Source organism: Limimaricola cinnabarinus LL-001, from assembly GCF_000466965.1.
Classification (GTDB): domain Bacteria; phylum Pseudomonadota; class Alphaproteobacteria; order Rhodobacterales; family Rhodobacteraceae; genus Limimaricola; species Limimaricola cinnabarinus.
In genome coordinates, this window is the sequence record NZ_BATB01000003.1 from 49716 (window position 1) to 72751 (window position 23036).

Annotated in this window: 23 protein-coding genes, 2 tRNA genes and 3 pseudogenes; 13 read left to right on the top strand and 15 right to left on the bottom strand. The window is 66.4% G+C overall.

Annotated elements, in window-relative coordinates; all coding sequences use genetic code 11:
• Position 1: 1 nt before the first annotated feature.
• From MBELCI_RS02020 to MBELCI_RS02050, 7 genes and pseudogenes are all read right to left on the bottom strand, one after another.
• Entirely contained in the window at positions 2-388 is a 387-nt protein-coding gene (locus MBELCI_RS02020) for a hypothetical protein (protein ID WP_021692475.1), read from the bottom strand.
• A gap of 116 nt (positions 389-504) precedes the next feature.
• A complete protein-coding gene (locus tag MBELCI_RS02025; RefSeq protein ID WP_021692476.1) occupies positions 505-1716 on the bottom strand; it encodes an acetyl-CoA C-acetyltransferase in 1212 nt (403 codons plus the stop codon).
• A 59-nt stretch (positions 1717-1775) separates the two neighbouring features.
• Positions 1776-2414: a glutathione S-transferase family protein gene (locus tag MBELCI_RS02030; protein ID WP_021692477.1), complete on the bottom strand. Its 639-nt coding sequence runs from the start codon at positions 2412-2414 to the stop codon at positions 1776-1778.
• A gap of 268 nt (positions 2415-2682) precedes the next feature.
• The gene (locus MBELCI_RS02035; protein WP_021692478.1) at positions 2683-2895 is read right to left on the bottom strand and encodes a hypothetical protein; all 213 of its coding nucleotides are present in this window, start codon (positions 2893-2895) and stop codon (positions 2683-2685) included.
• Positions 2896-2950: 55 nt separating this feature from the next.
• Positions 2951-4727: pseudogene (locus tag MBELCI_RS02040) on the bottom strand (acyl-CoA dehydrogenase C-terminal domain-containing protein).
• Between the two features lie 112 nt (positions 4728-4839).
• Complete coding sequence (locus MBELCI_RS02045) at positions 4840-5238, bottom strand: MerR family transcriptional regulator (protein WP_021692480.1); 399 nt, start codon at positions 5236-5238, stop codon at positions 4840-4842.
• Between the two features lie 207 nt (positions 5239-5445).
• Positions 5446-5814 (bottom strand): MerR family transcriptional regulator, encoded by a 369-nt coding sequence (locus tag MBELCI_RS02050; RefSeq protein ID WP_021692481.1) that lies wholly within the window; start codon positions 5812-5814, stop codon positions 5446-5448.
• A gap of 118 nt (positions 5815-5932) precedes the next feature.
• On the opposite strand from MBELCI_RS02050, the gene MBELCI_RS02055 reads away from it, so the two are divergent.
• The 3 genes and pseudogenes from MBELCI_RS02055 (at position 5933) to MBELCI_RS02065 (ending at position 8187) form a co-directional block, all read left to right on the top strand.
• Positions 5933-6376: a PaaI family thioesterase gene (locus MBELCI_RS02055; protein ID WP_021692482.1), complete on the top strand. Its 444-nt coding sequence runs from the start codon at positions 5933-5935 to the stop codon at positions 6374-6376.
• A complete protein-coding gene (locus tag MBELCI_RS02060) occupies positions 6373-6879 on the top strand; it encodes a PaaI family thioesterase (RefSeq protein WP_021692483.1) in 507 nt (168 codons plus the stop codon). The genes MBELCI_RS02055 and MBELCI_RS02060 overlap by 4 nt, the downstream gene beginning before the upstream one ends.
• A pseudogene (locus tag MBELCI_RS02065) lies at positions 6872-8187 on the top strand (MATE family efflux transporter). The gene MBELCI_RS02060 and the pseudogene MBELCI_RS02065 overlap by 8 nt, the downstream one beginning before the upstream one ends.
• On the opposite strand, the pseudogene MBELCI_RS02070 reads toward MBELCI_RS02065, so the two are convergent.
• Positions 8184-9232 (bottom strand): annotated as a pseudogene (locus tag MBELCI_RS02070) (quinone-dependent dihydroorotate dehydrogenase). The pseudogenes MBELCI_RS02065 and MBELCI_RS02070 overlap by 4 nt on opposite strands.
• The gene (locus tag MBELCI_RS02075; protein ID WP_045319598.1) at positions 9229-9567 is read right to left on the bottom strand and encodes a DUF952 domain-containing protein; all 339 of its coding nucleotides are present in this window, start codon (positions 9565-9567) and stop codon (positions 9229-9231) included. Before MBELCI_RS02075 ends, MBELCI_RS02070 begins: the two are co-directional and overlap by 4 nt.
• Before the next feature lie 147 nt (positions 9568-9714).
• On the opposite strand from MBELCI_RS02075, the gene MBELCI_RS02080 reads away from it, so the two are divergent.
• On the top strand, positions 9715-11277 hold the full coding sequence (locus MBELCI_RS02080) for a bifunctional metallophosphatase/5'-nucleotidase (protein WP_021692486.1): 1563 nt from the start codon (positions 9715-9717) through the stop codon (positions 11275-11277).
• Between the two features lie 55 nt (positions 11278-11332).
• On the opposite strand, the gene MBELCI_RS02085 is transcribed toward MBELCI_RS02080, so the two are convergent.
• On the bottom strand, positions 11333-11617 hold the full coding sequence (locus tag MBELCI_RS02085; RefSeq protein ID WP_021692487.1) for an SH3 domain-containing protein: 285 nt from the start codon (positions 11615-11617) through the stop codon (positions 11333-11335).
• A 145-nt stretch (positions 11618-11762) separates the two neighbouring features.
• On the opposite strand from MBELCI_RS02085, the gene MBELCI_RS02090 reads away from it, so the two are divergent.
• Together MBELCI_RS02090 and MBELCI_RS02095 are read left to right on the top strand one after the other, a co-directional pair.
• Positions 11763-12428: an SOS response-associated peptidase gene (locus tag MBELCI_RS02090; protein ID WP_045319586.1), complete on the top strand. Its 666-nt coding sequence runs from the start codon at positions 11763-11765 to the stop codon at positions 12426-12428.
• Between the two features lie 52 nt (positions 12429-12480).
• Positions 12481-12554, top strand: a tRNA-Gly gene (locus tag MBELCI_RS02095).
• 54 nt (positions 12555-12608) lie between these two features.
• Here the strand turns inward: MBELCI_RS02095 and MBELCI_RS02100 are convergent.
• The 3 genes from MBELCI_RS02100 to MBELCI_RS02110 all read right to left on the bottom strand — a co-directional run bounded on the left by MBELCI_RS02100 (position 12609) and on the right by MBELCI_RS02110 (position 15263).
• The gene (locus tag MBELCI_RS02100; protein ID WP_021692489.1) at positions 12609-13820 is read right to left on the bottom strand and encodes an alpha-hydroxy acid oxidase; all 1212 of its coding nucleotides are present in this window, start codon (positions 13818-13820) and stop codon (positions 12609-12611) included.
• Positions 13821-13935: 115 nt separating this feature from the next.
• On the bottom strand, positions 13936-14727 hold the full coding sequence (gene trpA, locus MBELCI_RS02105; RefSeq protein ID WP_021692490.1) for a tryptophan synthase subunit alpha: 792 nt from the start codon (positions 14725-14727) through the stop codon (positions 13936-13938).
• Between the two features lie 65 nt (positions 14728-14792).
• Complete coding sequence (locus MBELCI_RS02110) at positions 14793-15263, bottom strand: VOC family protein (RefSeq protein WP_081698460.1); 471 nt, start codon at positions 15261-15263, stop codon at positions 14793-14795.
• A gap of 86 nt (positions 15264-15349) precedes the next feature.
• Here MBELCI_RS02110 and ychF point away from each other — a divergent pair, with 86 nt between their 5' ends.
• On the top strand, positions 15350-16447 hold the full coding sequence (gene ychF / locus MBELCI_RS02115) for a redox-regulated ATPase YchF (protein WP_021692492.1): 1098 nt from the start codon (positions 15350-15352) through the stop codon (positions 16445-16447).
• 77 nt (positions 16448-16524) lie between these two features.
• Here the strand turns inward: ychF and MBELCI_RS02120 are convergent, their stop codons facing one another.
• Complete coding sequence (locus MBELCI_RS02120) at positions 16525-17973, bottom strand: UdgX family uracil-DNA binding protein (protein ID WP_021692493.1); 1449 nt, start codon at positions 17971-17973, stop codon at positions 16525-16527.
• A 12-nt stretch (positions 17974-17985) separates the two neighbouring features.
• Positions 17986-19218: a putative DNA modification/repair radical SAM protein gene (locus MBELCI_RS02125; RefSeq protein ID WP_045319587.1), complete on the bottom strand. Its 1233-nt coding sequence runs from the start codon at positions 19216-19218 to the stop codon at positions 17986-17988.
• A gap of 326 nt (positions 19219-19544) precedes the next feature.
• Between MBELCI_RS02125 and MBELCI_RS02130 the strand changes: the two genes are divergently transcribed.
• From MBELCI_RS02130 to MBELCI_RS22450, 6 genes are all read left to right on the top strand, one after another.
• Positions 19545-19634 (top strand) — tRNA-Ser (locus MBELCI_RS02130).
• Positions 19635-19824: 190 nt separating this feature from the next.
• A complete protein-coding gene (locus MBELCI_RS02135; RefSeq protein ID WP_235047555.1) occupies positions 19825-20691 on the top strand; it encodes a type III polyketide synthase in 867 nt (288 codons plus the stop codon).
• Entirely contained in the window at positions 20664-20879 is a 216-nt protein-coding gene (locus MBELCI_RS21225) for a 3-oxoacyl-[acyl-carrier-protein] synthase III C-terminal domain-containing protein (RefSeq protein WP_021692497.1), read from the top strand. The genes MBELCI_RS02135 and MBELCI_RS21225 overlap by 28 nt, the downstream gene beginning before the upstream one ends.
• An 11-nt stretch (positions 20880-20890) precedes the next feature.
• Entirely contained in the window at positions 20891-21580 is a 690-nt protein-coding gene (locus MBELCI_RS02140; RefSeq protein ID WP_021692498.1) for a methyltransferase domain-containing protein, read from the top strand.
• Positions 21570-22730, top strand: coding sequence for an NAD(P)/FAD-dependent oxidoreductase (locus tag MBELCI_RS02145; RefSeq protein WP_045319599.1), 1161 nt, complete (start codon positions 21570-21572; stop codon positions 22728-22730). Before MBELCI_RS02140 ends, MBELCI_RS02145 begins: the two co-directional genes overlap by 11 nt.
• Positions 22731-22944: 214 nt before the next feature.
• Entirely contained in the window at positions 22945-23025 is an 81-nt protein-coding gene (locus MBELCI_RS22450; protein WP_369385338.1) for a hypothetical protein, read from the top strand.
• Positions 23026-23036: the final 11 nt, after the last annotated feature.

Here is a 23036-nt window from a genome sequence, read left to right on the forward strand (position 1 = left end):
ATCAGTCGGTCGGGCTGGGCGGTGCGCCGAATTCGATCATCTCGATCAAGGGGCGCGGCGTGTCGAAACGACAGTAGTAGATCACGTCGAGATCGAGCTGCTCGCCGGCTTCGTTTTCGAACCTGCGCTCGATCCAGACCCGGAACTTGCCGGCACGCGGCAGCTCCAGCGTATGGATGCGCACATATTCCTCGCGCATGCCGCGGTTGCCAAGGTCGCCTCGCCAGTTCTGCAGCCATTCGCGGTAGGTGTCGCGGGAGGCCACCGCGAGGCCATCCGGCCCCTGCACCCCCAGCGGATAGTCGCAATCGTCGAGCATCTCCTCGATCCGTCCTTCTCGGAACAGCTGGCTGTGACGTTCGATGAATTGCGACATGATCGGGACCATGCTGGCGGTCCTCGCGGGAATAGGGTGGCGGGGTATCCAATAGACTAATTCGCTCAAGGGGCATGTCCATGTGAATACCGGATTTTCGCCTCGAAATCGCGCTGTGGTCTGGCATCTCAGACCCGCTCGATGATCGTGGCCGCGCCCATGCCGGAGGCGACGCAGAGCGTGGCGAGGCCGGTCGACTGGCCCGTGCGCTCCAGCTCGTCGAGCAGGATGCCGATGATGATCGCGCCGGTGGCACCGAGCGGATGGCCCATGGCGATGGCGCCGCCATTGGGGTTGAGCTTGGCGGGGTCGATGTCGAAGGCCTGCTGGAAGCGCAGCGCCACGGCGGAGAAGGCCTCGTTCACCTCGAACAGGTTGATGTCCGAGATCGACATGCCGCTGTCGGCGAGGATCTTTTCGGTGACCGGCACCGGGCCGGTGAGCATGATCGTCGGATCGGTGCCGATCTTGGCGGTGGCGCGGATACGCGCGCGCGGCTTGAGGCCATGCGCCCGCCCGAACTCGGCATCGCCGATCAGCAGGCCGGCCGCGCCGTCGACGATGCCCGACGAGTTGCCCGCGTGGTGCACGTGGTTGATCCGCTCCAGATGCGGGTATTTCATCAGCGCGACCTTGTCGAAGCCGGGCATCACCTCGCCCATCGCCTTGAACGACGGCTCGAGCGCGCCCAAGGCCTGCATGTCGGTCTGCGGGCGCATGTATTCGTCATGGTCGAGAAGGGTGAGGCCGTTGATGTCCCTGACCGGGACCACCGAGCGGGCAAAGCGCCCGTCGTCCCACGCCGCTTTGGCGCGGCGCTGGCTCTCGACAGCGAAGGCGTCGACCTCGTCGCGCGAAATCCCGTATTCGGTCGCGATGATGTCGGCCGAGATGCCCTGCGGTACGAAGTAGGTCTTCATCGCGATGGACGGGTCGACCGCGATCGCGGCACCGTCCGAGCCCATGGGCACGCGGCTCATCGCCTCGACGCCGCCCGCGATATAGGCCCGGCCCGCGCCCGCGCGCACTTGGTTGGCGGCGAGGTTAACGGCCTCCATGCCGGAGGCGCAGAACCGGTTGATCGACAGGCCCGGAATACGCTCGTCGAGCGACGAGGCCAGCACGGCGGAGCGGGCGAGGCAGCCGCCCTGTTCGGCGACCTGCGTGGCGTTGCCCCAGATCACGTCCTCGATGACGTGCCCTTCGATGCCGTTGCGCTCGGCAAGGGCGTCGAGCACGCCCGCCGAGAGCCTGAGGCTGGTGACTTCGTGCAGCGCGCCGTCCTTGCGGCCCTTGCCGCGCGGGGTGCGGATCGCGTCGTAGATGAAGGCGTCGGTCATGTCGTCTCCTTGTCGGCCCGGTCGGCGGGCACTTACTGGTCCACCCGGTCGGTGGGCATTTATCGGTCCGCCCGGTCGGCGGGCGAGCCAGGCATCAGGTCATAGGGGTGTTTCCAGCCGGGCAGGGCCGCGATGCGGTCGAGCCAGCGGTCGATATGAGGGTGCGCGGCGCGGTCGAAGCCGAAGGGCTCGGGGTAGTAGAGATAGCCACAGCAGGAGAAATCGGCGTTGGTCGGGCCGTCGCCCACCAGCCAGTCGCGCCCGGCGAGCGCACGGTCGAGCGTGGCATAGGTCGGCGCGAGACGGCCCTGCAGCCATTGGATCACCTGTTCGGGACGCTTCTCGGGCGGCAGGAAGTTCATGAGGAATCGCAGCGCGCCCGCCTGGCCCGAGAGCTTGTGGTTGTCCCACAGCACCCAGCGCAGCACCTCGCGCTTTTCCTCGGGGGTCGCGCCGCCATAAAGCCCGGTCCGCTCGCTGATCCAATCCTGGATCGCGCCGGACTGGCTCAGCCTCAGGCCGTCGGCCTCGAGCACCGGCACCTCGCCCATCTCATTAAGCGCGCGGAACGTGTCGGAGCGCGCGGCACCGGCAAAGAAATCCACCTTCACCGGCTCCCAGTCGAGCCCGGCGAGCGTCATCGGCAGGGCCGCCTTGTAGGCGTTGCCGCTCTCGCCAAAGCAGTGCAGTCGGATCATGTTCTCTCCCTTGATCGGCGCACCGGGCCAGCGCCGGACGCGTGGCTCGATGCGTGATGATGACGAGATCGCGTCGCGGTTAACGACTCGTAAACCTTTGCGACCGGTTCGCGAACTTGCGGTACAAGCTGGCGAGCCGATGACCACGATTGGTGAAACCGGGTCCACGCGTCGACCGAAACGACTGCCGTCTGGACCGGGCGGAACGCCGACCCGTTCATCATTCTAAAAATACGCAGCTCCACCATCTGCCTTTCCCTGCAGGTCCCTACCGCTTGCGCGCTTCCAGCTCCGCGTTGAACAGCCTCAGCCTGTGGTTGAAAGTGTCCTCGGAGATGACGCTGTCGAAATTCTCGAACAGGAAGGACAGGGCCTCGCCCTCGTCGAGCCCGGCCTCGCGCGCGAAACGCCTGAGGCGGCGATAGCCGTCCTCGCTCATTGCGACGGGAAAGCGGCGGGTCAGTTTCAGGCGCTTGGGCATGTCGTCCTCCGGTTCGGTCCGGAGCGAGCCTCGCCCCGGACCACGCCGTCGTCCATCAGAAAGCGTCGACTTCCAGCGCCATCACCGGGGCCGCGCCGCTTTCGATCCGGGCGAGATGCATCTTCGTCGCCGGAAGCTGGCGCGCCATGTAGTAGCGCCCCGTCGCGATCTTGGTCTCGTAGAAGTCGCGATCGCCGGTGCCCGACGCCAGTCCCGCCTGCGCCGCCTTGGCCATGCGTGCCCAGGTCCAGCCGAGGCAGACATGCCCCATCAGATGCATGAAATCGGTGCTGCCCGAAAGCGCGGCGTCGGGGTCCTTCATGCCGCTCTGCATGAAGAACATCGCCGCCTGCTGCATGTCCTTCGACGCGGATTTCAAAGGCTCGATGAAATCGCGCACGAAATCGGCATCCTCGGCGTTCTCCTTGCAGAAGACCTTGATCTCCTCGATCAGCGTCATCATCGGCTTGCCGCCCTGCGCCGCGAGCTTGCGGCCCACCAGGTCGAGCGCCTGCACGCCATTGGCACCTTCGTAGATCATCGCAATTCGGGCATCTCGCACGAATTGCGACATGCCCCATCCTCGATGTAGCCATGCCCGCCGAAGATTTGCTGGGCCTGCACGCACATCTCGAAGCCCTTGTCGGTCAAAAAGCCCTTGATGATCGGGGTCAGCAGCGAGATCATCGCCTCCGCCTGCGCGTCGCCCATTTTGTGGCTGCGATCGATCATCGAGGCGCCCCAATAGGTGAAGGCGCGCGCAGCCTCGTTGAAGCTCTTTTGATCCATCAGGCTGCGGCGGATGTCGGGATGCACGATCAGCGGGTCGGCCGGGCCGGCCGGGTTCTTGGTACCCGTGACGGCGCGGCCCTGCAGCCGGTCCTTGGCATAGGCCAAGGCGTTCTGATAAGCGGCCTCGGATTGCGCCCAGCCCTGCAGGCCGACGCCGAGACGGGCCTCGTTCATCATGGTGAACATGGCGCGCATGCCCTTGTGCGCCTCGCCCAGAAGATAACCCTCGGCCTCGTCGTAATTCATGACGCAGGTGGCGTTGCCGTGGATGCCCATCTTGTCTTCGAGCGCGCCGCAGGCGACGCCGTTGCGCGCGCCCAGAGAGACGTCCTCGTTCACGAGCATCTTGGGCACCACGAAGAGCGACACCCCCTTGATGCCCTCAGGGCCGCCGGGAATCTTGGCCAGCACGAGGTGGACGATGTTCTCGGCCATGTCGTGTTCGCCGGCCGAGATGAAGATCTTCTGGCCCGAGATCCGGTAGGTTCCGTCCTCCTGCGGCACCGCCTTGGTGCGCATCAGGCCGAGATCCGTGCCGCAATGCGGTTCGGTCAGGTTCATCGTGCCGGTCCATTCGCATGAGCCGAGCTTCGGCAGCCAGCACGCCTTCTGCGCGTCGGTGCCGTGGATCTTGATCGCGGTGTAAGCGCCGTGGGTCAGGCCCTGATACATGTTCAGCGCCATGTTGGCCGAGACCATCGGCTCGTTCGCGGCGGTATGCATGAGATAGGGCAGGCCCTGTCCGCCGAATTCCTCGGCGACGTCGATGGCGGTCCAGCCGCCATCGCGGATCTGGTCGAAGGCCGCCTTGAAGCCCTCGGGCGTGCGCACCACCCCGTTGTCGAGGCGGCAGCTTCATGATCGCCCGAGAGGTTCAGAGGCGCCAGCACGGCAGAGGAGAGCTTGCCCGCCTCCTCAAGGATCGCCGCCGTGAAATCGGCGTCGAGATCCGTATATCCGGGGGTGTCCTGTTCGGAGACCCGCAGAAATTCGTGCAGGACGAACTGGATGTCGCGGATCGGTGCGGTGTAGCTTGGCATTCCTGTCTCTCCTCCGGCGGGCCGCGCGGCCCGGTCTGGTCCGATGAACGCGGACCGGGCTCCTCCTCCCGGACCGCGCAATGTCATCCCGACCAGATCGTGGAGAGGGCGGTTAGGCCGCCGTCGCCCGTGCGCGCAACTGGCTCAGCCGGTCCGCGCCCCAGTTCATCTGCGTCTCGAGCTCCCGGATCGCCTCGTCGAGGGCGGCGCGCTGCTCTTGCATCTCCCGCAGATGCCGTTCGGCCACTTCGAGGGTGCGCGCGAGCTGCACCTCCTGCTGGTCGTCGGTCTCGTAGAGATCGAGAAGCTGGCGGATCTCTTCGAGGCTGAAGCCGAAGCGCTTGCCGCGCAGGATCAGCTTGAGCCGGGCCCGGTCGCGCCGGGTGAAGAGCCGCTTCGTGCCTTCACGAATGGGAAACAGAAGCTCCTTTGCCTCGTAGAAGCGCAATGTGCGGGGCGTCACGTCGAAGCTGTCGCACATCTGGCGGATGGTCATGGTCTGGTCGGTCATTTTTTTCTTAACCCTTGGTGTCCGGTCAGACGATCCACCTGCGGGTTCCGAAAAGACCTTACAAGCAAAGGTGACGCGAACGTAAACATGACGCCACGTCAGCAATGCGATGACGAAAGGTCAAGAAAAATTCACCTCTTACGGAGAAACTTTGTTCTCCCGGTAAAATTCTCGATTACCCGCTGAAGTTGATTGTTTTCCGGGACTTCACTTCAGGGACGAATAAGATTCGTCTCGCAGCTTGCGCAGTTCGGAGATCGTCTCGTCGAGCTCGCGACGCTGTGCCTCCAGCGTCTCGAGCTGCTTGTCCGCCATCCCGACCCATGTCTCCATCTGGGCGCGGGTGCCTTCGGCCTCGTAGATGATAAGGAACTGGCGAATATCCTCGAGGCTGAAGCCGAAGCGGCGGCCCCGTAGGATCAGGATCATGCGGGCGATCTCGCGGCGTCCGTAGAACCGGGCGCGGCCCTGCTTCTCGGGAGCCAGCAGCTCGATGTATTCGTAATAGCGCAAGGTCCGAGGCGTCACCTCGAATCGTTCACACATTTCTTTGAAAGTCAGGGGGGTATCGGACATCTTCGGCGCTCCTTCGAGCAGACATTAGGAGTCTCGTGCCGTGACGACAACACGGCTATGGGCTGCTTTCTTCAAAGATAACGCTTGCCGACGCCTGTGGGATCGCCAAGTTGATCGCATGACATCCGATCACAACCTCGATCTCGATCGCGCCCAGCAATTCATCGATGCCCTGCCGCATGCGCAGGCGCTTGGAATGCGGATCGCGGCGCTTGGCGGCGGTCATGCCGCCATCACCATGCCTTGGGCCGCGGAGCTGGTCGGCGATCCAGAGACCGGTGTGATCCATGGCGGCGCGGTATCGGCTTTGATGGACACTTGCGCGGGCGCGGCCGTGATGTCGCATCCCTCCGCACCGCTGAGCACCGCGACACTCGATCTGCGGATCGACTACATGCGCCCCGCGACGCCCGGACAGGTGATCACCGCCAAGGCCGAATGCTGGCACGTCACGAGGTCGGTCGCCTTCGTGCGCGCCGTGGCCTGCGACGAGGATGACAGCCGCCCCGTGGCGACGGCGACGGGCGCCTTCACCGTCGAAAAGCTGGGAGCGCCGAAATGAGCCGTCCGCGTCCCGAACCCGTCCAGGTCATCAAGACCCGCCGCGACGCCGCGCTGGAGCGGCTCGTCGGCGGCGTGCCCTACATTGCCTTTCTCGGCATCCGTTTTGAGCGGCATGGCGACGAGTTGACCGCCGTGCTCCCCTATGCGGACCGGCTGATCGGCAACCCGATGCTGCCGGCGCTGCATGGCGGCGCCACGGCGGCGTTTCTGGAGACCACCGCCATCGTCGAACTGGCGTGGTCGCGAATGTGGGGGCTGATCGAGGCGGGCACACCCGAGGCGCAGGCCGAGGCCGAGGCGCGTCCGAACTGGCCGCGCACCATCGACTTCACCGTCGATTACCTGCGATCCGGCCTGCCGCGTGACGCCTATGCGCGGGCCCGGATCAACCGTTCGGGGCGGCGCTATGCGAGTGTGCATGTCGAGGCATGGCAGGACAACCGCGCGCGTCTCTTCGCGCAGGCGACGGGGCATTTCCTGATGCCGGGGCTCGATGGCTGAAACCGCCGCGCCGCTGACCCACCGGCGCGTCCTCAAGATCGCGCTGCCCATCGTGCTCTCGAACGCCACCGTGCCGATTCTGGGCGCGGTCGACACCGGTGTCGTCGGACAACTCGGGGCCGCAGCCCCGATCGGTGCGGTCGGCATCGGCGCGGTGATCATTTCCGGCGTCTACTGGATCTTCGGCTTTTTGCGCATGGGCACCACCGGCCTCGCCGCGCAGGCGCTGGGCAGGGGTGACCGGGCCGAGGTCTCGGCGCTGCTCAGCCGCGCGCTGATGATCGCCTTTGCCGCCGGGGCCGCGCTGATCGCGCTGCAATGGCCGATCTTCGCCGCCGCCTTCACGCTCGCGCCCGCGAGCGCCGAGGTCGAGACGCTGGCGCGCGACTATCTCGCGATCCGCGTCTGGTCCGCCCCCGCCGCCATTGCGATCTATGGGCTGACCGGCTGGCTCATCGCGCAGGAGCGCACCGGCGCGGTGCTGGTGCTGCAGCTGTGGATGAACGGCGTCAACATCGCGCTCGACTTGTGGTTCGTGCTGGGTCTGGGCTGGGGCGTGCCGGGCGTCGCCGTCGCCACCTTCCTCGCCGAATGGTCGGGCCTCGCGCTCGGGCTGTGGCTGTGCCGGGATGCCTTTGCCACGCCGGCCTGGCGCGACCGGGCGCGGATCTTCGACGCGGCGCGGCTCAGGCATATGGCGGCGGTGAACACCGACATCCTGATCCGCTCGGTGCTGCTGCAATCCATCGTCATCAGCTTCCTGTTCTGGGGCGCGGGGTTCGGCGACGTGCCCCTCGCCGCGAACCAGGTGCTGCTGCAATTTCTCAACATCACCGCCTTCGCGCTCGACGGTTTCGCCTTCGCGGCCGAGGCGTGGTGGGGCAGGCGATGGGCGCGCGGGCGGCGCTTCGGCTCAGGCGGGCGGCGATCCTGCCGTCGATCCATGGCGGCGTGGTGAGCCTCGCTCTGGCGTTGGGCTTCTGGATCTTCGGGCCCGCGATCATCGACGCCATGACCACCGCGCCCGAGGTGCGGGAAGCGGCGCGCGACTACCTGCCATGGATGGTGGCGACGCCGTTGTTCGGGCTGATCCCATGGATGCTCGACGGGATCTTCATCGGCGCCACCCGCTCGCGTGACATGCGCAACATGATGGCGCTTTCGGCGGCGATCTACTTCGCCGCCGCGATCCCGCTCACCGCCGCCTTCGGCAATCACGGGCTGTGGATGGCGATGCTGGTGAGCTATGTGGCGCGCGGCGCGACGCTGGCCGCGCGCTACCCTGCGCTGGAACGGGCCGCCGCCTAAAGCCAGTCGGAGCGGCCGGTGCCCACGACGTCGGCCACGTTGGCAAAGCCGTCGCGCGCCAGCAGAGCGTTGAGCCCCCGCGCGATCTCTCCCGCGAGCGACACGCCGCCATAAACCAGCGCGGTGTAGAGCTGCACGGCGCTCGCCCCGGCGCGGATCTTGGCATAGGCCTGCTCGGCCGAGCCCACGCCGCCGACGCCGATCAGCGGCAGATCGGTGAGAGAGGACAGACGTGCCAGCACCCGCGTCGATCTCTCGAACAACGGCTGGCCCGAGAGGCCGCCCATGTTGTCACGCTGCTGTCGGTGAGCCCGTCGCGCGACAGCGTGGTGTTGGTGGCGACGATCGCCGAGACGCGCGCCTCCTCGGCCACCCGCGCCACATCCTCGATCTCGGCCTCTGAAAGATCCGGCGCGATCTTGAGAAAGACCGGGAGCGGGCGAGGCAGGGCGGCATTGGCCGCCATCACGCCCGCCAGCAGCGCCGAGAGCGCCGCACGGCCCTGCAGATCGCGCAGTTTCTCGGTGTTGGGCGAGGACACGTTGACAGTGGCGAAGTCGAGATGCGCGGCGCAGCGGGTCAGCACGGCGGCGAAATCTGCCGCGCGGTCCTCGCTGTCCTTGTTGGCCCCGAGATTGAGGCCGATGATCCCCGCGGGCCGCCGTGCAAGTCGCCCGGCGATCGTCTCCATGCCTTCATTGTTGAAGCCGAAACGGTTGATCGCGGCGCGGTCCTGCGTCAGCCGCCACAGGCGCGGGCGCGGGTTGCCCTCCTGCGGGCGCGGCGTGGCGGCGCCGACCTCGACAAAGCCGAAACCGGTCTGCGCCAGCGCGTCCAGCGCCACCGCGTTCTTGTCGAAGCCCGCCGCCAGCCCGACCGGGTTGGGCAAGTCGAGACCGGCCACGCGGGTGGCGAGCCGCGCGCTTGTCACCGGGCTGCCCTTGGGTCCGAGGCCCGCCTTCAGCGCTTTGAGCGCCAGACCGTGCCCGGTTTCGGGGTCGATGCGATGCAGCGCCGCGAGACCCAGCTTTTCCAGAGCACTCATGCCATGTCCCCGGGGAATTCGTGGCGTCCGCCCGCCAGCGGCAGCTTCTTCGACCAGACCACCTCTTGGCGCTTCAGCGCCCGGTAGAGATGCGGGAAAAGCTGACCGCCGCGCGACGGCTCCCAGTGCAGATCATCGCCCAGTGCCTCGGTGTCGATGGCCGCCAGCACCAGCCCGTCCTCGCCCGCGAAATGCTTCGCGGCCGTCCCGGGCGCCTGTTCGGCAGTCGAGAAATGGATGAAGCCATCGGCGAGATCGACCGGAGCGCCGAGCGTTTCGCCGGCGAGGTCCAGATCGGCCCATTCGGGCGCGCGGAATATCTTGTAGATCAGCATGACCGTCTCATGGCCGCGCCCCGCCGCCACGTCAAGCGGGCCCGTCATGCGTGTGTCATGCCGCTAGGGCAGGACAACGCCAGCTTTGACAGACGCCGCGGCCTTGGCGCAGGCTCGGGCCATAACGAAACCGACAGGGACGCAACAATGAAACTTGGACTCTTCGGCACCACGGCCGCCATCGCGCTTGCCGCCGGTGCCGCACAGGCGGAATACAGCCTGACGATCCTGCACACCAACGACTTCCACGACCGCTACGAGCCGATCTCGGCTTACGACTCGACCTGCTCGGCCGAGGACAACGAGGCCGGCGACTGCTTTGGCGGTGTCGCGCGTCTCGTCACGGCGGTGCAGGAGGCGCGCGGGCGGGCGGGGGACAACCTGCTGCTCGTCGATGGCGGCGACCAGTTTCAGGGCACGCTGTTCTATACCTACTACAAGGGCGAGATGACGGCCGAGTTCATGAACCAGCTCGGCTATGACGCGATGACCGTGGGCAACCACGAGTTCGACGACGGCCCCGAGGTGCTGCGCGCCTTCATCGACAATGTCGATTTCCCGGTGCTGATGTCGAACGCCGACGTCTCGGGTGAGGAAAAGCTCGCCGACGCGATCCAGAAGAGCACCGTGATCGAGCGCGGCGGCGAGAAGATCGGCCTCATCGGCCTCACCCCGCAGGACACAGACGAATTGGCGAGCCCCGGCCCCGACGTGATCTTCACCGACCCGGTCGAGGCGGTGCAGGCCGAGGTGGACCGGCTGACCGAGGAAGGCGTCAACAAGATCGTGGTGCTGAGCCATTCGGGCTTTGAGACCGACAAGCGCGTGGCCGAGGCGACCACCGGCGTCGACGTGATCGTCGGCGGGCATTCCAACACTCTTTTGTCGAACGAACAGGAGGGCGCGGTCGACGTCTATCCGGTGATGGTCGGCGACACCGCCATCGTGCAGGCCTATGCCTATGGCAAGTTTCTGGGCGAGCTGAACGTGACCTTCGACGATGAGGGCGTGATCACCGAAGCCTCGGGCGAGCCGGTGCTGATCGACGGTGAGGTGGTCGAGGATCAGGCGGCGGTGGACCGCGTGGCGGAGCTCGCCAAGCCGCTCGACGAGATTCGCAATCGCGTCGTCGCCGCCTCCGCCGCGCCGATCGAGGGCAACCGCGACATCTGCCGGGCGCAGGAATGCGAGATGGGCAACCTCGTGGCCGACGCCATGCTCGACCGCGTTGCCGATCAAGGCATCCAGGTCGCCATCGCCAACTCGGGCGGCCTGCGCGCCAGCATCGACGAAGGCGAGGTGACGATGGGCGAGGTGCTGACCGTGCTGCCCTTCCAGAACACGCTTTCGACCTTCCAGATATCGGGCGCGACGCTGCTGGAGGCGCTGGAGAACGGGGTAAGCCAGATCGAGGAGGGCGGCGGCCGCTTCCCGCAGGTCGCCGGCATGACCTTCGCCGTCGATGCCGCGGCCGACCCAGGCAGCCGCGTCTCGGACGTGGTGATCGACGGTGAGCCGCTCGATCCGGAGGCCACCTATGGCGCCGTGTCGAACAACTACGTGCGCAACGGCGGCGACGGCTACTCGATGTTCGTCGAGGCCGAAAACGCCTATGATTTCGGCCCCGACCTCGCCGACGTGACGGCCGAGTACATGGCGGCGCAGGGCGACTACAAACCCTATACCGACGGTCGCATCACGATGAAGTAAGACCCGTTCGGGTCGGAACAGGCGCGCGCCGGGACACCGGCGCGCGCCTTTTTCATCAGCTTTCGGACAGGTAGTCTTCGGACACGTAGCCGGTGATGCCGGGCGCATCGGCGAGGGAGACCCGGCACCAGAGCTGGCCCATTTCGGTGACGCAGTCGCGGCGTTGGAGCCGTGTGCCGTCGGGCAGGCCGAGGATCACGCTATAGCCCAAACCCGGTCCCGCGCGCAGCTTCAAAAGCTCGTCCGGGCCAGTGCCCCGCACGACGGTCGAGCCGCCGGAGGCAGCGCAGGCGGAGACGAGCGTGAGCGCGAACAGGGCGGCGGGCAGGCGGCGGGTCATAGAACGTCCTCAACTGAAACTCGTGACCGTTCTGGCAGGCCCGCGCCGGACTGTGAAGCCGGGCCGGGCCGGGTCAGGCGCCGATCCGCCGCGACGTAGGCGCGCGCCATGCTATGTTGGGCGTCGAAAACCACAGGAGCCCCCCATGTGCGGACGTATGGCCATCACGCTGCCCCATGAGGCGATGGCGCAGGTCTTCGAGGCGCAGCCGTCGAACGACCTGCCCGAAGTGCCCAACTACAACGTCTGCCCGACGGTGCAGGTCCACACGGTCACCGCGCAGAAGGGGGCGCGCCGTCTGCGCCCGATGCGCTGGGGCTTCATTCCGCATTGGTACAAGACGCCGACCGATGGCCCGCTCCTCATCAACGCCCGCGCCGAGACGGTGGCCGAAAAGCCCGCCTTCCGGGCCGCGGTGCGCGAGCAGCGCTGCCTGATCCCGGCAAGCGGGTTCTTCGAGTGGACCGTGGACGAGGCGGGCCGCAAGCTGCCGTGGTTCATCCACCGCGAGGACGGCGATCCGCTGGCTTTCGCGGGGCTGTGGCAGGAGTGGGAGCGGGATGGCGAAGGCTTCACGACCTGCGCCGTGGTCACCACCGGGGCGGCGGGAGCGATGCGCGACATCCACAGCCGGATGCCGGTGATCCTCGAAGCCGCCGACTGGCCGCTCTGGCTTGGCGAGGCGGGGCATGGGGCGGCGGTGCTGATGAAGCCCAACCCGGAGGCTCTGGCCTTTCACAGGGTCGATCCGAAGGTGAACTCGAACCGCGCAAGCGGGCCGGAGCTGATCGAACCGATCAAGGTGGATTGACGTCCGAGCCGTCTTGAAGCCGCCCGCGCGAGCCGCTATCAAAGCCGTCGAAGCGGGCGTGATGTAGTGGTAGCCTGTCAGCCTTCCAAGCTGAACGTGCGGGTTCGATTCCCGCCGCCCGCTCCAGCCTCTCTCCAAGTCGCGAAGATGCAAGGGGGCAGCCGCGCCGCCCCCCGATGGTCAGGCGGGCAGGGTGTGGATCTGTGCCCCGGCCCGGTCCGACATGTCCTGCTGCCAGCGCCCCTCGAAATCCTCGGGCACCAGCAAGTTCTGCCGCCCGAGATTCGCCACGTCGCGCTCGCCGCACAGCGCCATGGTGAGGTCGAGCTCCTTGCGGATGATCTCGAGCGCCGCCGTCACGCCCTTTTCGCCCATGGCACCCAGACCGTAGAGCCAGGCCCGGCCGATCATCGTGGCGTCCGCCCCCATCGCCAGCGCCTTGAGCACGTCCTGTCCCGAGCGGATGCCGCTGTCGAGCCAGATCTCCGTCTCGCCCTTCACCTCGCGCACGATCGACGGCAGGATGCGGATCGAGGAGAGCGCCCCGTCGAGCTGCCGCCCGCCATGGTTCGACACGACGATCGCGTCGGCGCCGACTTCCACGGCCTTGCGTGCGTCATCGGCATCGAGAATGCCCTTCAGGATCAGCTTGCCGTCCCACTTGGCCGCGATCTTGCGGACCTTCTCCCAATCGAGCTTCAGGTCGAACTGCTCAGCGGTCCATTTCATCAAGGAGCGCGTGTCCTCCACGTCGGAGGCGTGGCCCACGATGTTGCCGAAGAAGCGCCGCTTGGTGCGCAGCATTTCCAAGCCCCAGTTCCACTTGGTCGAGAGGTCGAGCATGGTGGCGGGGGTAAGTTTGGGCGGGGCGGACAGGCCGTTCTTGAGATCCTTGTGCCGCTGGCCCAAGAGCTGCAGATCGAGCGTCAGCACCAGCGCCGAGCAGCCGGCGCGCTTGGCCCGCTCGATGATCCGGTCCACGAAATCCTCGTCGCGCATCACGTAGAGCTGGAACCAGAACGGGGCCGAGGTGTGCTCGGCCACGTCCTCGATCGAGCAGATCGACATCGTGGAGAGGGTGAAGGGCACGCCGAATTTCTCGGCTGCGCGCGCGGCCTTGATCTCGCCATCGGCGTTCTGCATGCCGGTCATGCCCACCGGGGCAAGCGCCACGGGCATCGCCACCTTCTCGCCCAGCATCGTGCCCACGGTCGAGCGGTCGGACATGTCCACCGCCACCTTCTGGCGCAGGCGGATCTTCTCGAAGTCGGTGGTATTCTCGCGGAAGGTCTGCTCGGTCCAGCTACCGGATTCGGCATAGTCGAAGAACATCTTCGGCGCCCGGCGTTTGTGCAGGCGTTTCAGATCCTCGATGCAGGTAATGACTGGCATGGTTCCCTCCCGCCGATTGGTCAAGATCATTTACCAGCGGTTGCAGGGTGCCGCAACGAGAACGGCACCCCGAAGGGTGCCGTCGAGATCGCGCATTCCGGAAATGAAGGCAGCCTCAGGCCGAATGGGCCCCGTCGGCGAGGGTCTTCACGAAGGCAAGGATCTCGGGCACCGGCTTGCCTTCGGCAATCTGGCTTACGATGACCGAGCCGACCACCGTGCCGTCGGCGATACCGGCGATGCTCTTCGCGGTCTCGGGCGTCCTGACGCCGAAACCAACGATGATCGGCAGGTCGGTCTTTGACTTGATCCGCGCCACCTCGGGGGCCACGGCGTCCGCCTGCGCCTCGGCGGCGCCGGTGATGCCGGTGATCGAGACGTAATAGACGAAACCGGAGGTGTTTTGCAGCACGCGTGGCAGCCGGGCGTCATCCGTGGTCGGCGTCGCGAGGCGGATGAAGTTCAGCCCCGCCGCCTGCGCGGGCAGGCACAGCTCGGCGTCTTCCTCGGGCGGCAGGTCAACGACGATCAGGCCGTCGATCCCGGCCTTTCTGGCCTGTTCGAGGAATGTCGGCACGCCGCGCGAATGGATCGGGTTGTAGTAGCCCATCAGCACGATCGGGGTCGTGGTGTCGGTCTCCCGCAGATGCGCCGCGATCTCGAGCGTGCGGTCGAGCGTCATGCCCTGCGCCAATGCCCGCTGTCCGGCGAGCTGGATCGTCGCGCCATCGGCCATCGGATCGGTGAAGGGCAGGCCCAGCTCGATGATGTCGACGCCCGCCCCGGGCAGGCCGCGCACGATCTCCTTGGAGGTTTCGAAATCCGGGTCGCCGGCCATGACATAGGCCACGAAGGCCTTGCGCCCCTCGGATTTCAGCCGCGCGAAAGTGTCGTCGATGCGTGTCATGCCCGTCCCCTCTGGCCCGATCCTCTCGCGGTTTGGGCCAAAGGGGGGCGGAAATCAATGGGGGCTCAGCTTTGGGGCTGGTCCGGCATGGGGGCCTCGACGCCGATCATCCAGCGCGTGCCATAGCGGTCGGTCAGCGTGCCGAAGCCCTCGGACCAGAAGGTCTTGGCAAACTCCATATGGATCTGGCCATGATCGGCCAGCGCGTCGAACACGGCACGGGCGCGCGCCACATCCGGGAGGTCGATGGTGATCGAGCAGCCCGCCATCTCCGGGCTGCCGCCCATGATGTCATCGCTGGCATAGATCCAGCCATTACCGATCTTCAGCGCCGCGTGCATCACCGCCTGCGGGCTGGCCTCGGGGATGGAATCGCGCATCTCCTGCGGCGCTTCGGAAAAGGTCATGACGCTGGCCGGGGCCGCGTCGAAGATCTTCTCATACTCGGCCAGCGCTTCGGCGCAGTTGCCGTGGAAGGTGATATAGGGGATCGGGATCATCGGCGGCTCCTTTTGCTTGCGGGTGGAGCATGGCATGCGGGCTCCGTCGTCACCAAGCCTTGGCTTGCGCGGAGCCGCCCGTGCGGATAGGACCGCCGCGATGTGCTGCTAGGAGGCGTGACATGGGCTTTCGCATGGGGATCGTGGGGCTGCCGAATGTCGGCAAGTCCACCCTGTTCAACGCGCTGACGCGCACCGCAGCGGCTCAGGCCGCCAACTTTCCGTTCTGCACGATCGAGCCGAATGTCGGCGACGTCGCGGTGCCGGACCCGCGCCTCGACAAGCTGGCCGAGATCGCCAAGTCCAAGCAGGTGATCCCGACCCGGATGACCTTCGTGGACATCGCGGGGCTGGTGAAGGGCGCGAGCAAGGGCGAAGGCTTGGGCAACCAGTTCCTCGCCAACATCCGCGAGACCGATGCCATCGCCCACGTGCTGCGCTGCTTCGAGGATGGCGACGTGGTCCATGTCGATGGCCGGGTCGATCCGGTGGCCGACGCGCAGGTGATCGAAACCGAGCTGATGCTCGCCGATCTCGAGTCGGTCGAGAAGCGGCTTCAGGGCCTGCAGCGCAAGGTGCGCGGCGGCGACAAGGAGGCCGCCGATCAGGAGCGCCTTCTGAGGGCCGCGCAAGTGGCACTGTCCGATGGCAAACCCGCCCGCACCGTCGAGATCGCCGATGACGATCGCAAGGCGTGGAAGATGCTGCAGCTTCTGACCGCCAAGCCGGTGCTCTATGTCTGCAACGTCGAGGAAGGCTCGGCCGCGAGCGGCAACAGACAATCCGCCAAGGTGGCCGAGATGGCCGCGGCCGAGGGCAACGCCCATGTCGTGATCTCCGCCCGGATCGAGGAAGAAATCAGCCAGCTCGACGCCGAAGAGCAGGCCATGTTCCTTGAGGAGATGGGGCTCGAGGAGGCGGGTCTCGACCGGTTGATCCGCGCGGGCTACGATCTTCTGCATCTCGAGACCTACTTCACCGTCGGTCCCAAGGAAGCCCGCGCCTGGACGATCCGGCAGGGCACGCTGGCGCCGCAGGCTGCGGGCGTGATCCATGGCGATTTCGAGCGCGGCTTCATCCGCGCCGAGACCATCGCCTATGACGACTTCGTCGCCTTGGGCGGCGAGGGTCCGGCCAAGGAGGCGGGCAAGATGCGCGCCGAGGGCAAGTCCTACCTCGTCAAGGATGGCGACGTGATGCATTTCCTGTTCAACACCTGAACCGGACCACGCCCCCGTTCTTTGAACCACTTGAGGCGCGCCGCATTCCCCTGCGGCGCGCTTTCGCTTTGCCGCCTTCAGCCAGCGCGCAACTCTTCCAGATGCGCCTGCGCCGATTTCAGATCGGCGCAGAACTTCGCGGTCTCGTCGTCGCGCAGCGCCGGATCGGGCAGCCGCAGCAGGTAGGACGGGTGGACGGTCAGGAACACCGGCACGCCTTCGGCGGTCTTTTCGATCGTGCCGCGCCGTGACAGGATACCCTTGCGTGACCCGGTCAGGCTTTCGGCGGCGGTGCCGCCCATCGACAGGATCAACTTCGGACGCACCAGCTCGATCTCTGACTGCAGCCAGAAACGGCAGGCCTTGATCTCGCCGGTATTCGGGTTCTGGTGAATGCGCCGTTTGCCCTTGGGCATGAACTTGAAATGCTTCACCGCATTGGTGACGAAGGCCTGGGCGCGGTCGATCCCGGCTTCTCGCGCGATGCGGTCGAACATCTGGCCTGCGGGACCGACAAAGGGCCTGCCTGCCAGATCCTCCTGATCGCCGGGCTGTTCGCCCACCACCATCAGATCGGCGTCACGCGGGCCGGTCCCCGGCACCGCCTGCGTCGCGTTCTCATAGAGCGGGCAGCGGGTGCAGGCGTTCTCTTCCGCATGGAGCTGATCAAGATCATCGGCCATCGCGCGGACAACGCCGGGCGCGGCGAGCCGTTCCGTGATCTTCGCGGCGCGCGGAGGCGGCAGCGTAGGGGCGGCGGCCTGCATCGCCTCGGCCCGGGCATGGGCGGTGGCGATCATCTCGGGGATGTGGCGCGCCTCGGGCAGGTTCTTCCAGTACTTCTTGGGCATCTCCGAGATCATGGCATCGATCTTGAGCCGCGCAGGATTGAAGATGTTGCGAAAATAGGTACCCCAGAGCTCCTCCGTCGCGTCATCGGGAATATCGGGCTTGGGTTCGCCGTCATGAAAGCTCAAGCGTCCCTCCTCGAAGGCGGCCGTGAGGTCGGGCGTCGCGATCATCCAATCCATGTCGGCAAAGCGGCGCGCAAAGAACGGCGCGGTGGGCTCCAATGTGAAATGCGTCGGCTCGAACCACGCCGCAAAGCGTCGGCGGGCTGCGTCGCGCGCTCCGATCTCGCGAAATCGCACGAAGGCGGTCATCTTGTGCCGGTCGCGATGCACCGCCTTTTCCATGGAGCGCAGCTTGGCCAGGGCGGTGTCGCCGCGATCCTCCATCAACCCCTTCTCGGAGCGCAGCCGCCACAGCAGCGCGTAGAGCCGGGCAAAGCGTTCGGGGTCGCGGTGCCAGACCACCGAGCCCGCCAGCGACACGAACTCGCGCGGGACCTTGAGCGTGGCGCGCGTGGGCGCGATCTCCTCGGGGGCCTGGGCAAAAAGGTCGTCATCGGCCATGCCCCGGCTCCACGTCACTTCCTCGGGCGGCACCCGGCGCGCGATCAGGCCGCGGGCGGCGTCGCGCCAAGCCTTGTCGGTTTCGATGCGGGGCAGGGCGACGTGGGGCATGGACGCGAAACGTCAGAACAGCGACAGCTGTTCCGGCGCGGGGGCGAATCGCGCAGCGAGATCCGGCGCGTCGAGCAGCGCGCCGGGGGTCCAGTCGACAAGGCTGACAAAGGGCCGCGCGTTCTTCATGTTGGCCCCCATCCGCGCCAGATCGTCCCAGCGCAGCCTTCGGTGCCGCCGCGCGGCGATGATCCGGCCCACCGTCTTGGCACCGAACCCCGGCACCCTGAGCAGCGTCTCGCGATCCGCCCGCATCGGGTCGACCGGAAAGGTATGGCGGTTGCGCAGCGCCCAGGCAAGCTTGGGGTCGATGGTGAGATCGAGGTTGCCGCCCGTCCCGGCGGTGATCTCGCCCACGTCGAAGCCATAGAAGCGCATCAGCCAATCGGCCTGATAGAGCCGATGCTCGCGCATCAGCGGCGGTTTGATCAGGGGCAGCTTGGCTGTGGCGTCGGGGATGGGGGAAAAGGCGGAGTAATAAACCCGCTTCAGCCCATAGGAGGAATAGAGCCGCGTCGATTGGCCCAGAATGGTCGCGTCGTTCGAGCCGTCGGCGCCGATGATCATCTGCGTCGATTGGCCGGCCGGCGCAAAGCGCGGCGGACGCTTGCCGGTGTGGCTGGTCTCTTTCGCCGCCTCCTTCCTGAGCCGCACGCCCGCCATCGCACGGCGGATCGTGTCGGGCTTCTTCTCGGGGGCGTATTGCGTCACGCTCGCATCGGTCGGCATCTCCACGTTGATCGACACCCGGTCGGCATAGAGCCCGGCCTGTTCGATCAACTCCTGGCTCGCCTCGGGGATGGTCTTGAGATGGATATAGCCGCGAAAGTACTCCTCCTCGCGCAGCTTGCGAGCGATGCGGACCATGTCCTCCATGGTCTTGTCGGGGCTTTGGATGATGCCCGAGGACAAAAACAGCCCCTCGATGTAGTTGCGCCGGTAGAATTCCAGCGTCAGCTTCACGACCTCATCGACCGAGAACCGCGCCCGCTCGACATTGGACGATACCCGGTTCACGCAATAGGCACAGTCGAAGATACAGAAATTCGTCATCAGTACCTTGAGCAGGCTAATGCAGCGTCCGTCGGGCGCATAGGCATGGCAGATACCCGAGCCTTCGGTCGAGCCGAGACCCCTGCCGTCCTTCGAGTTGCGCTTCGACGTCCCCGACGACGCGCAGGAGGCGTCGTATCGCGCGGCGTCCGAGAGGATGGCGAGCTTGCGCTCCAAGCTGTGTGCTGTCATTCCGTTCAACTAATGTTCCGCGCCCGCGATGCAACCGTTCGGCCCTGCGACAGTCTGTCCGGCCCTGCTGGTCTGGTTCGGAGGGACTGCGGGGATGGGAGCAATCCAGAGCGCAGGCAGCGAACAAGCCCGCCACCGAACGCGGCCTGCCTCTTGCCATTCCCTCGTTCCAGCGCTCCTAAGCATGCCGACACAGCAAGCCGGGATGAGGAGGCCAAAGAGCCACTGGGCTGTTGCGATGAGACATAAAGATCCTCGACAGCTTTTCTGCATCGGAACGGTTTTCGCCCTTGTTTCCCCCTCAGCGCTTGCATAGACACACCGGCGGAGACGTGGCCGAGTGGTCGAAGGCACACCCCTGCTAAGGGTGCAGGCGGGAAACCGTCTCGAGGGTTCGAATCCCTTCGTCTCCGCCATCTCATACATCTTGAGACAGAGTGCTTGCCTGCGGGTTCGACCCTGAGCTGGCATGGTGATAGCCCGGTTCTTCCCACAAGGCCGTGATCTGCCTTGGCTTTGGGAACCGGGGGGGGCACCGGCCGTTTGCTCCGTGGTGCCGCCACGCATGTGGTGGCTTTCGCGGAGAGCGTCTTGTCCCAAGCTTATGTGAACCAAGTCTCAACAGCCGTTCCGGCGAACGAGATCCATGACTTCTTCCGACAATTCGCGGCCGCCAGTCTTCGAGACAAGCCTCGCGAACAAAGGCTTTTCCTCAGGATGAGCGAAAAATCCGGGATCGAGCGCCGACATTCCTGCATTGAAACCGCAAAGGATGCGGCAGGGCCGGTGGTGGATCGCGCGGGCATGTTTCGCCGGGGCGCGTTCCCGGGAACGGGCGAGCGTATGGATTTCTTCGAGACCCATGCCACGGATCTGGCCATGCGCGCCATTGAGGGGCTGGAATTGGATGATCCGCGAGAGATCACCCATCTCGTCGTCGCCAGCTGCACCGGCATGTCGGCTCCGGGGCTGGATCTCCAGATCCTGCGCCGGCTCGGCCTCGACAATTCGGTGGAGCGGACCCTGATCGGTTTCATGGGATGTTACGCGGCCATCAGCGCGCTCAAGACGGCGCGGCATATCGTGCGCTCAGAACCAGATGCCAAGGTACTCGTCGTCAATTGCGAGCTGTGCACGCTGCATCTCAAGGAGACGACCGATCTGGAGCGGCTGCTGACCTTCTCGATCTGGGGCGATGGCGCGTCGGCGGCTCTTGTCACCAGTGAGCCGACCGGCATCCGGCTCGACGGTTTCAAGGCGCTTCTGGCGGGGGATGCGGACGAGTTGATGACATGGAACGTACGCGACGACGGTTTCGACATGGTGCTGTCGGGGCAGGTGCCTGCGACGATTCAGTCGGTGCTGGGCGCGTATCGCGGTGACATTCTGGGCAATCGTGCGGTCGAGGAGATCGACCTGTGGGCCGTGCATCCCGGAGGCGCTCCGTGCTCGATGCGATCCAGAAGACGCTAGGCCTCGACGATGATGCGCTGGCTGCATCGCGCAAGGTGCTGCGCGACAATGGCAATATGTCCTCGGCCACGGTGATGTTCGTGCTCGAAAAGCTCCTGTCGTGCGGCAAGCCGGGGGAGAAGGGCATCGGCATGGCCTTCGGCCCCGGCCTCACGGCCGAGACAATGAGCTTCGAGATGGCCGCGTGAGGGCAGGGGCGATGCGGCGGCATCTCGTGCCCGAAATGCTCGACGATCTGCCGCCGGACGACCCGCGCGCGCGCGCCTCTCGTGCCGATCTGCGGCGTATCAACGGGCTTATGTTCAACGCCCGTGCCATGGCCACACTGATCCGGGCGCATGTGAGCGGACCGGTACGTGAGATGGTTGACCTGGGCTGCGGCGACGGCGTCGGTGCGCTGCGGCTCGCGCGCAGGCTCGGTCCGGTGAAAGATGCGCCGCATCTGGTGCTGCTCGACATGCAGCCCGTCGTGTCGCCCGAGACCCAAGCCGCGCTGGTCGCGCTCGGGTGGCGGGTCGATATCGTTGCCTCCGACGCCGAACGCTGGATCGCGGCGCAGGCAGAGCCGGCCGATCTGGTGGTTGCCAACCTGTTTTTGCACCATTTCGAAGGCGCGGCGCTTAAGTCGCTGCTTGATGCGACTGCCGCTCATGCGCGCCACCTCGTGGCGACGGAGCCACTGCGCACGCGCCTGTCCTATGCCGCCTCCCGCATGGTGGGGGTGATCGGGGCCAACCCGGTGACACGGCACGACGCACCCGCCAGCGTCAGGGCCGGGTTCCGGGATGACGAGCTGTCTCGGCTCTGGCCTGGGCGGGTGAAGTTCGAGGGCCGCAAGGGGCCGTTCAGCCATGGCATTGCCGCCCTTGGGGTCGGTCATGACGCATGACGCCATCATCATCGGCGGCGGGCCGGGCGGCGCGTCGACGGCGATCGGATTGGCACGGGCGGGGCTGCGCGTGGCGCTGGTCGAACGCTCCGAGTTTCCGCGTCGCAAGGTCTGCGGCGAGTTTATGTCCGCGGCCAGCCGGCCCGTCCTCGAAGCCCTCGGTGTGGTCGAAGAATGGGACGCCGCGGCAGGGCCCGAGATCGGGCGACTGGCGCTGTTCACGGGCGAGCGTGTGGTGACGGCGCCGATGCCCGTCTCTGCCGGGCGGGGGCGCGGGCTGGGACGCGACGTTCTCGATGACCTGCTCGTGGCGCAGGCTCGCCGCTGTGGCGTCGAGATCATGCAGCCCTGCCGCGCGACTGGGTTCGAACGGGATGCAGGTGGGCATCATGTGACGCTGGCCACCTCGCAGGGCACAGCCGCGTTGGCCGCACCGATCCTCGTCGCGGCGCATGGCTCGTGGGAACGCGGACCGCTCTTCACGCAGGCCCCAAAGATGCACGCGCCAAGCGATCTCCTCGGTTTCAAGGCGCATTTCCACGGCGGCACTCTCGCGGCCGACCTGATGCCGCTTCTGTCCTTTCCGGGGGGCTATGGCGGTATGGTGCGGGTCGATGGCGGGCGGTTGTCTCTGTCGTGCTGCATCCGGCGCGACACGCTCGAAGCGTTGCGGCGTCCGGGCGATACGGCGGGGGCCGCGCTGCAGGCGCATCTCGTCCGTTCGTGTCGCGGCATTCGCGAGGCGCTGGGCGGGGCCGTGCTCGATGGGCCATGGCTGGCGGCGGGGCCGATCCGCCCGGCGCTGCGGCCCTGCTACGCGGAGGGAATCTACCGCGTGGGCAACCTCGCGGGCGAGGCGCATCCGGTGATTGCCGAAGGAATTTCCATGGCGATCCAATCGGGCTGGCTGCTGTCGCGGGTACTGAGCGAGATCGACGTGCACGACGCGCGGGCGCGCGATGCCGCCGGGGCGCGCTATCAGGCGGCATGGCGGCGCCAGTTCTCAACCCGCATCCGTGCCGCCAATGCCTTCGCCAATCTCGCGATGCGGCCTGATCGATTTGCCGCGTTGGGCCGGGTCATCGCGGCGATGCCGGCGACACTCACGCTTGGTGCCCGGCTCAGCGGCAAGGTGAAGCCGTTGGGTTGAGCCGCCGGGGCAGGGCCGCCTAGTGCCATGCGGAGGCTGCATGGCGGCAATGACTGGTATTCCGCGGGGTTCGCGGCCATTTCGGTGGTGCGGGCGACAGCGCTCGCAGTTGAGCCCAAGAGAGCCGAAGATGACCCAGATCGTTCGTTACACCCACCCCACCCCGTCCGAAATCGATGCCGTGATGCTCGAAGCCCGCCAGATGCGGTCCGAGATGGTTTCGGCCATGGCGCGTGGACTGCGCATGAAGCTGCGCGGTTTGTTCGCCGGCGGCAAGGCGACCGCCGCCGCCTGATCCCGGCTCAG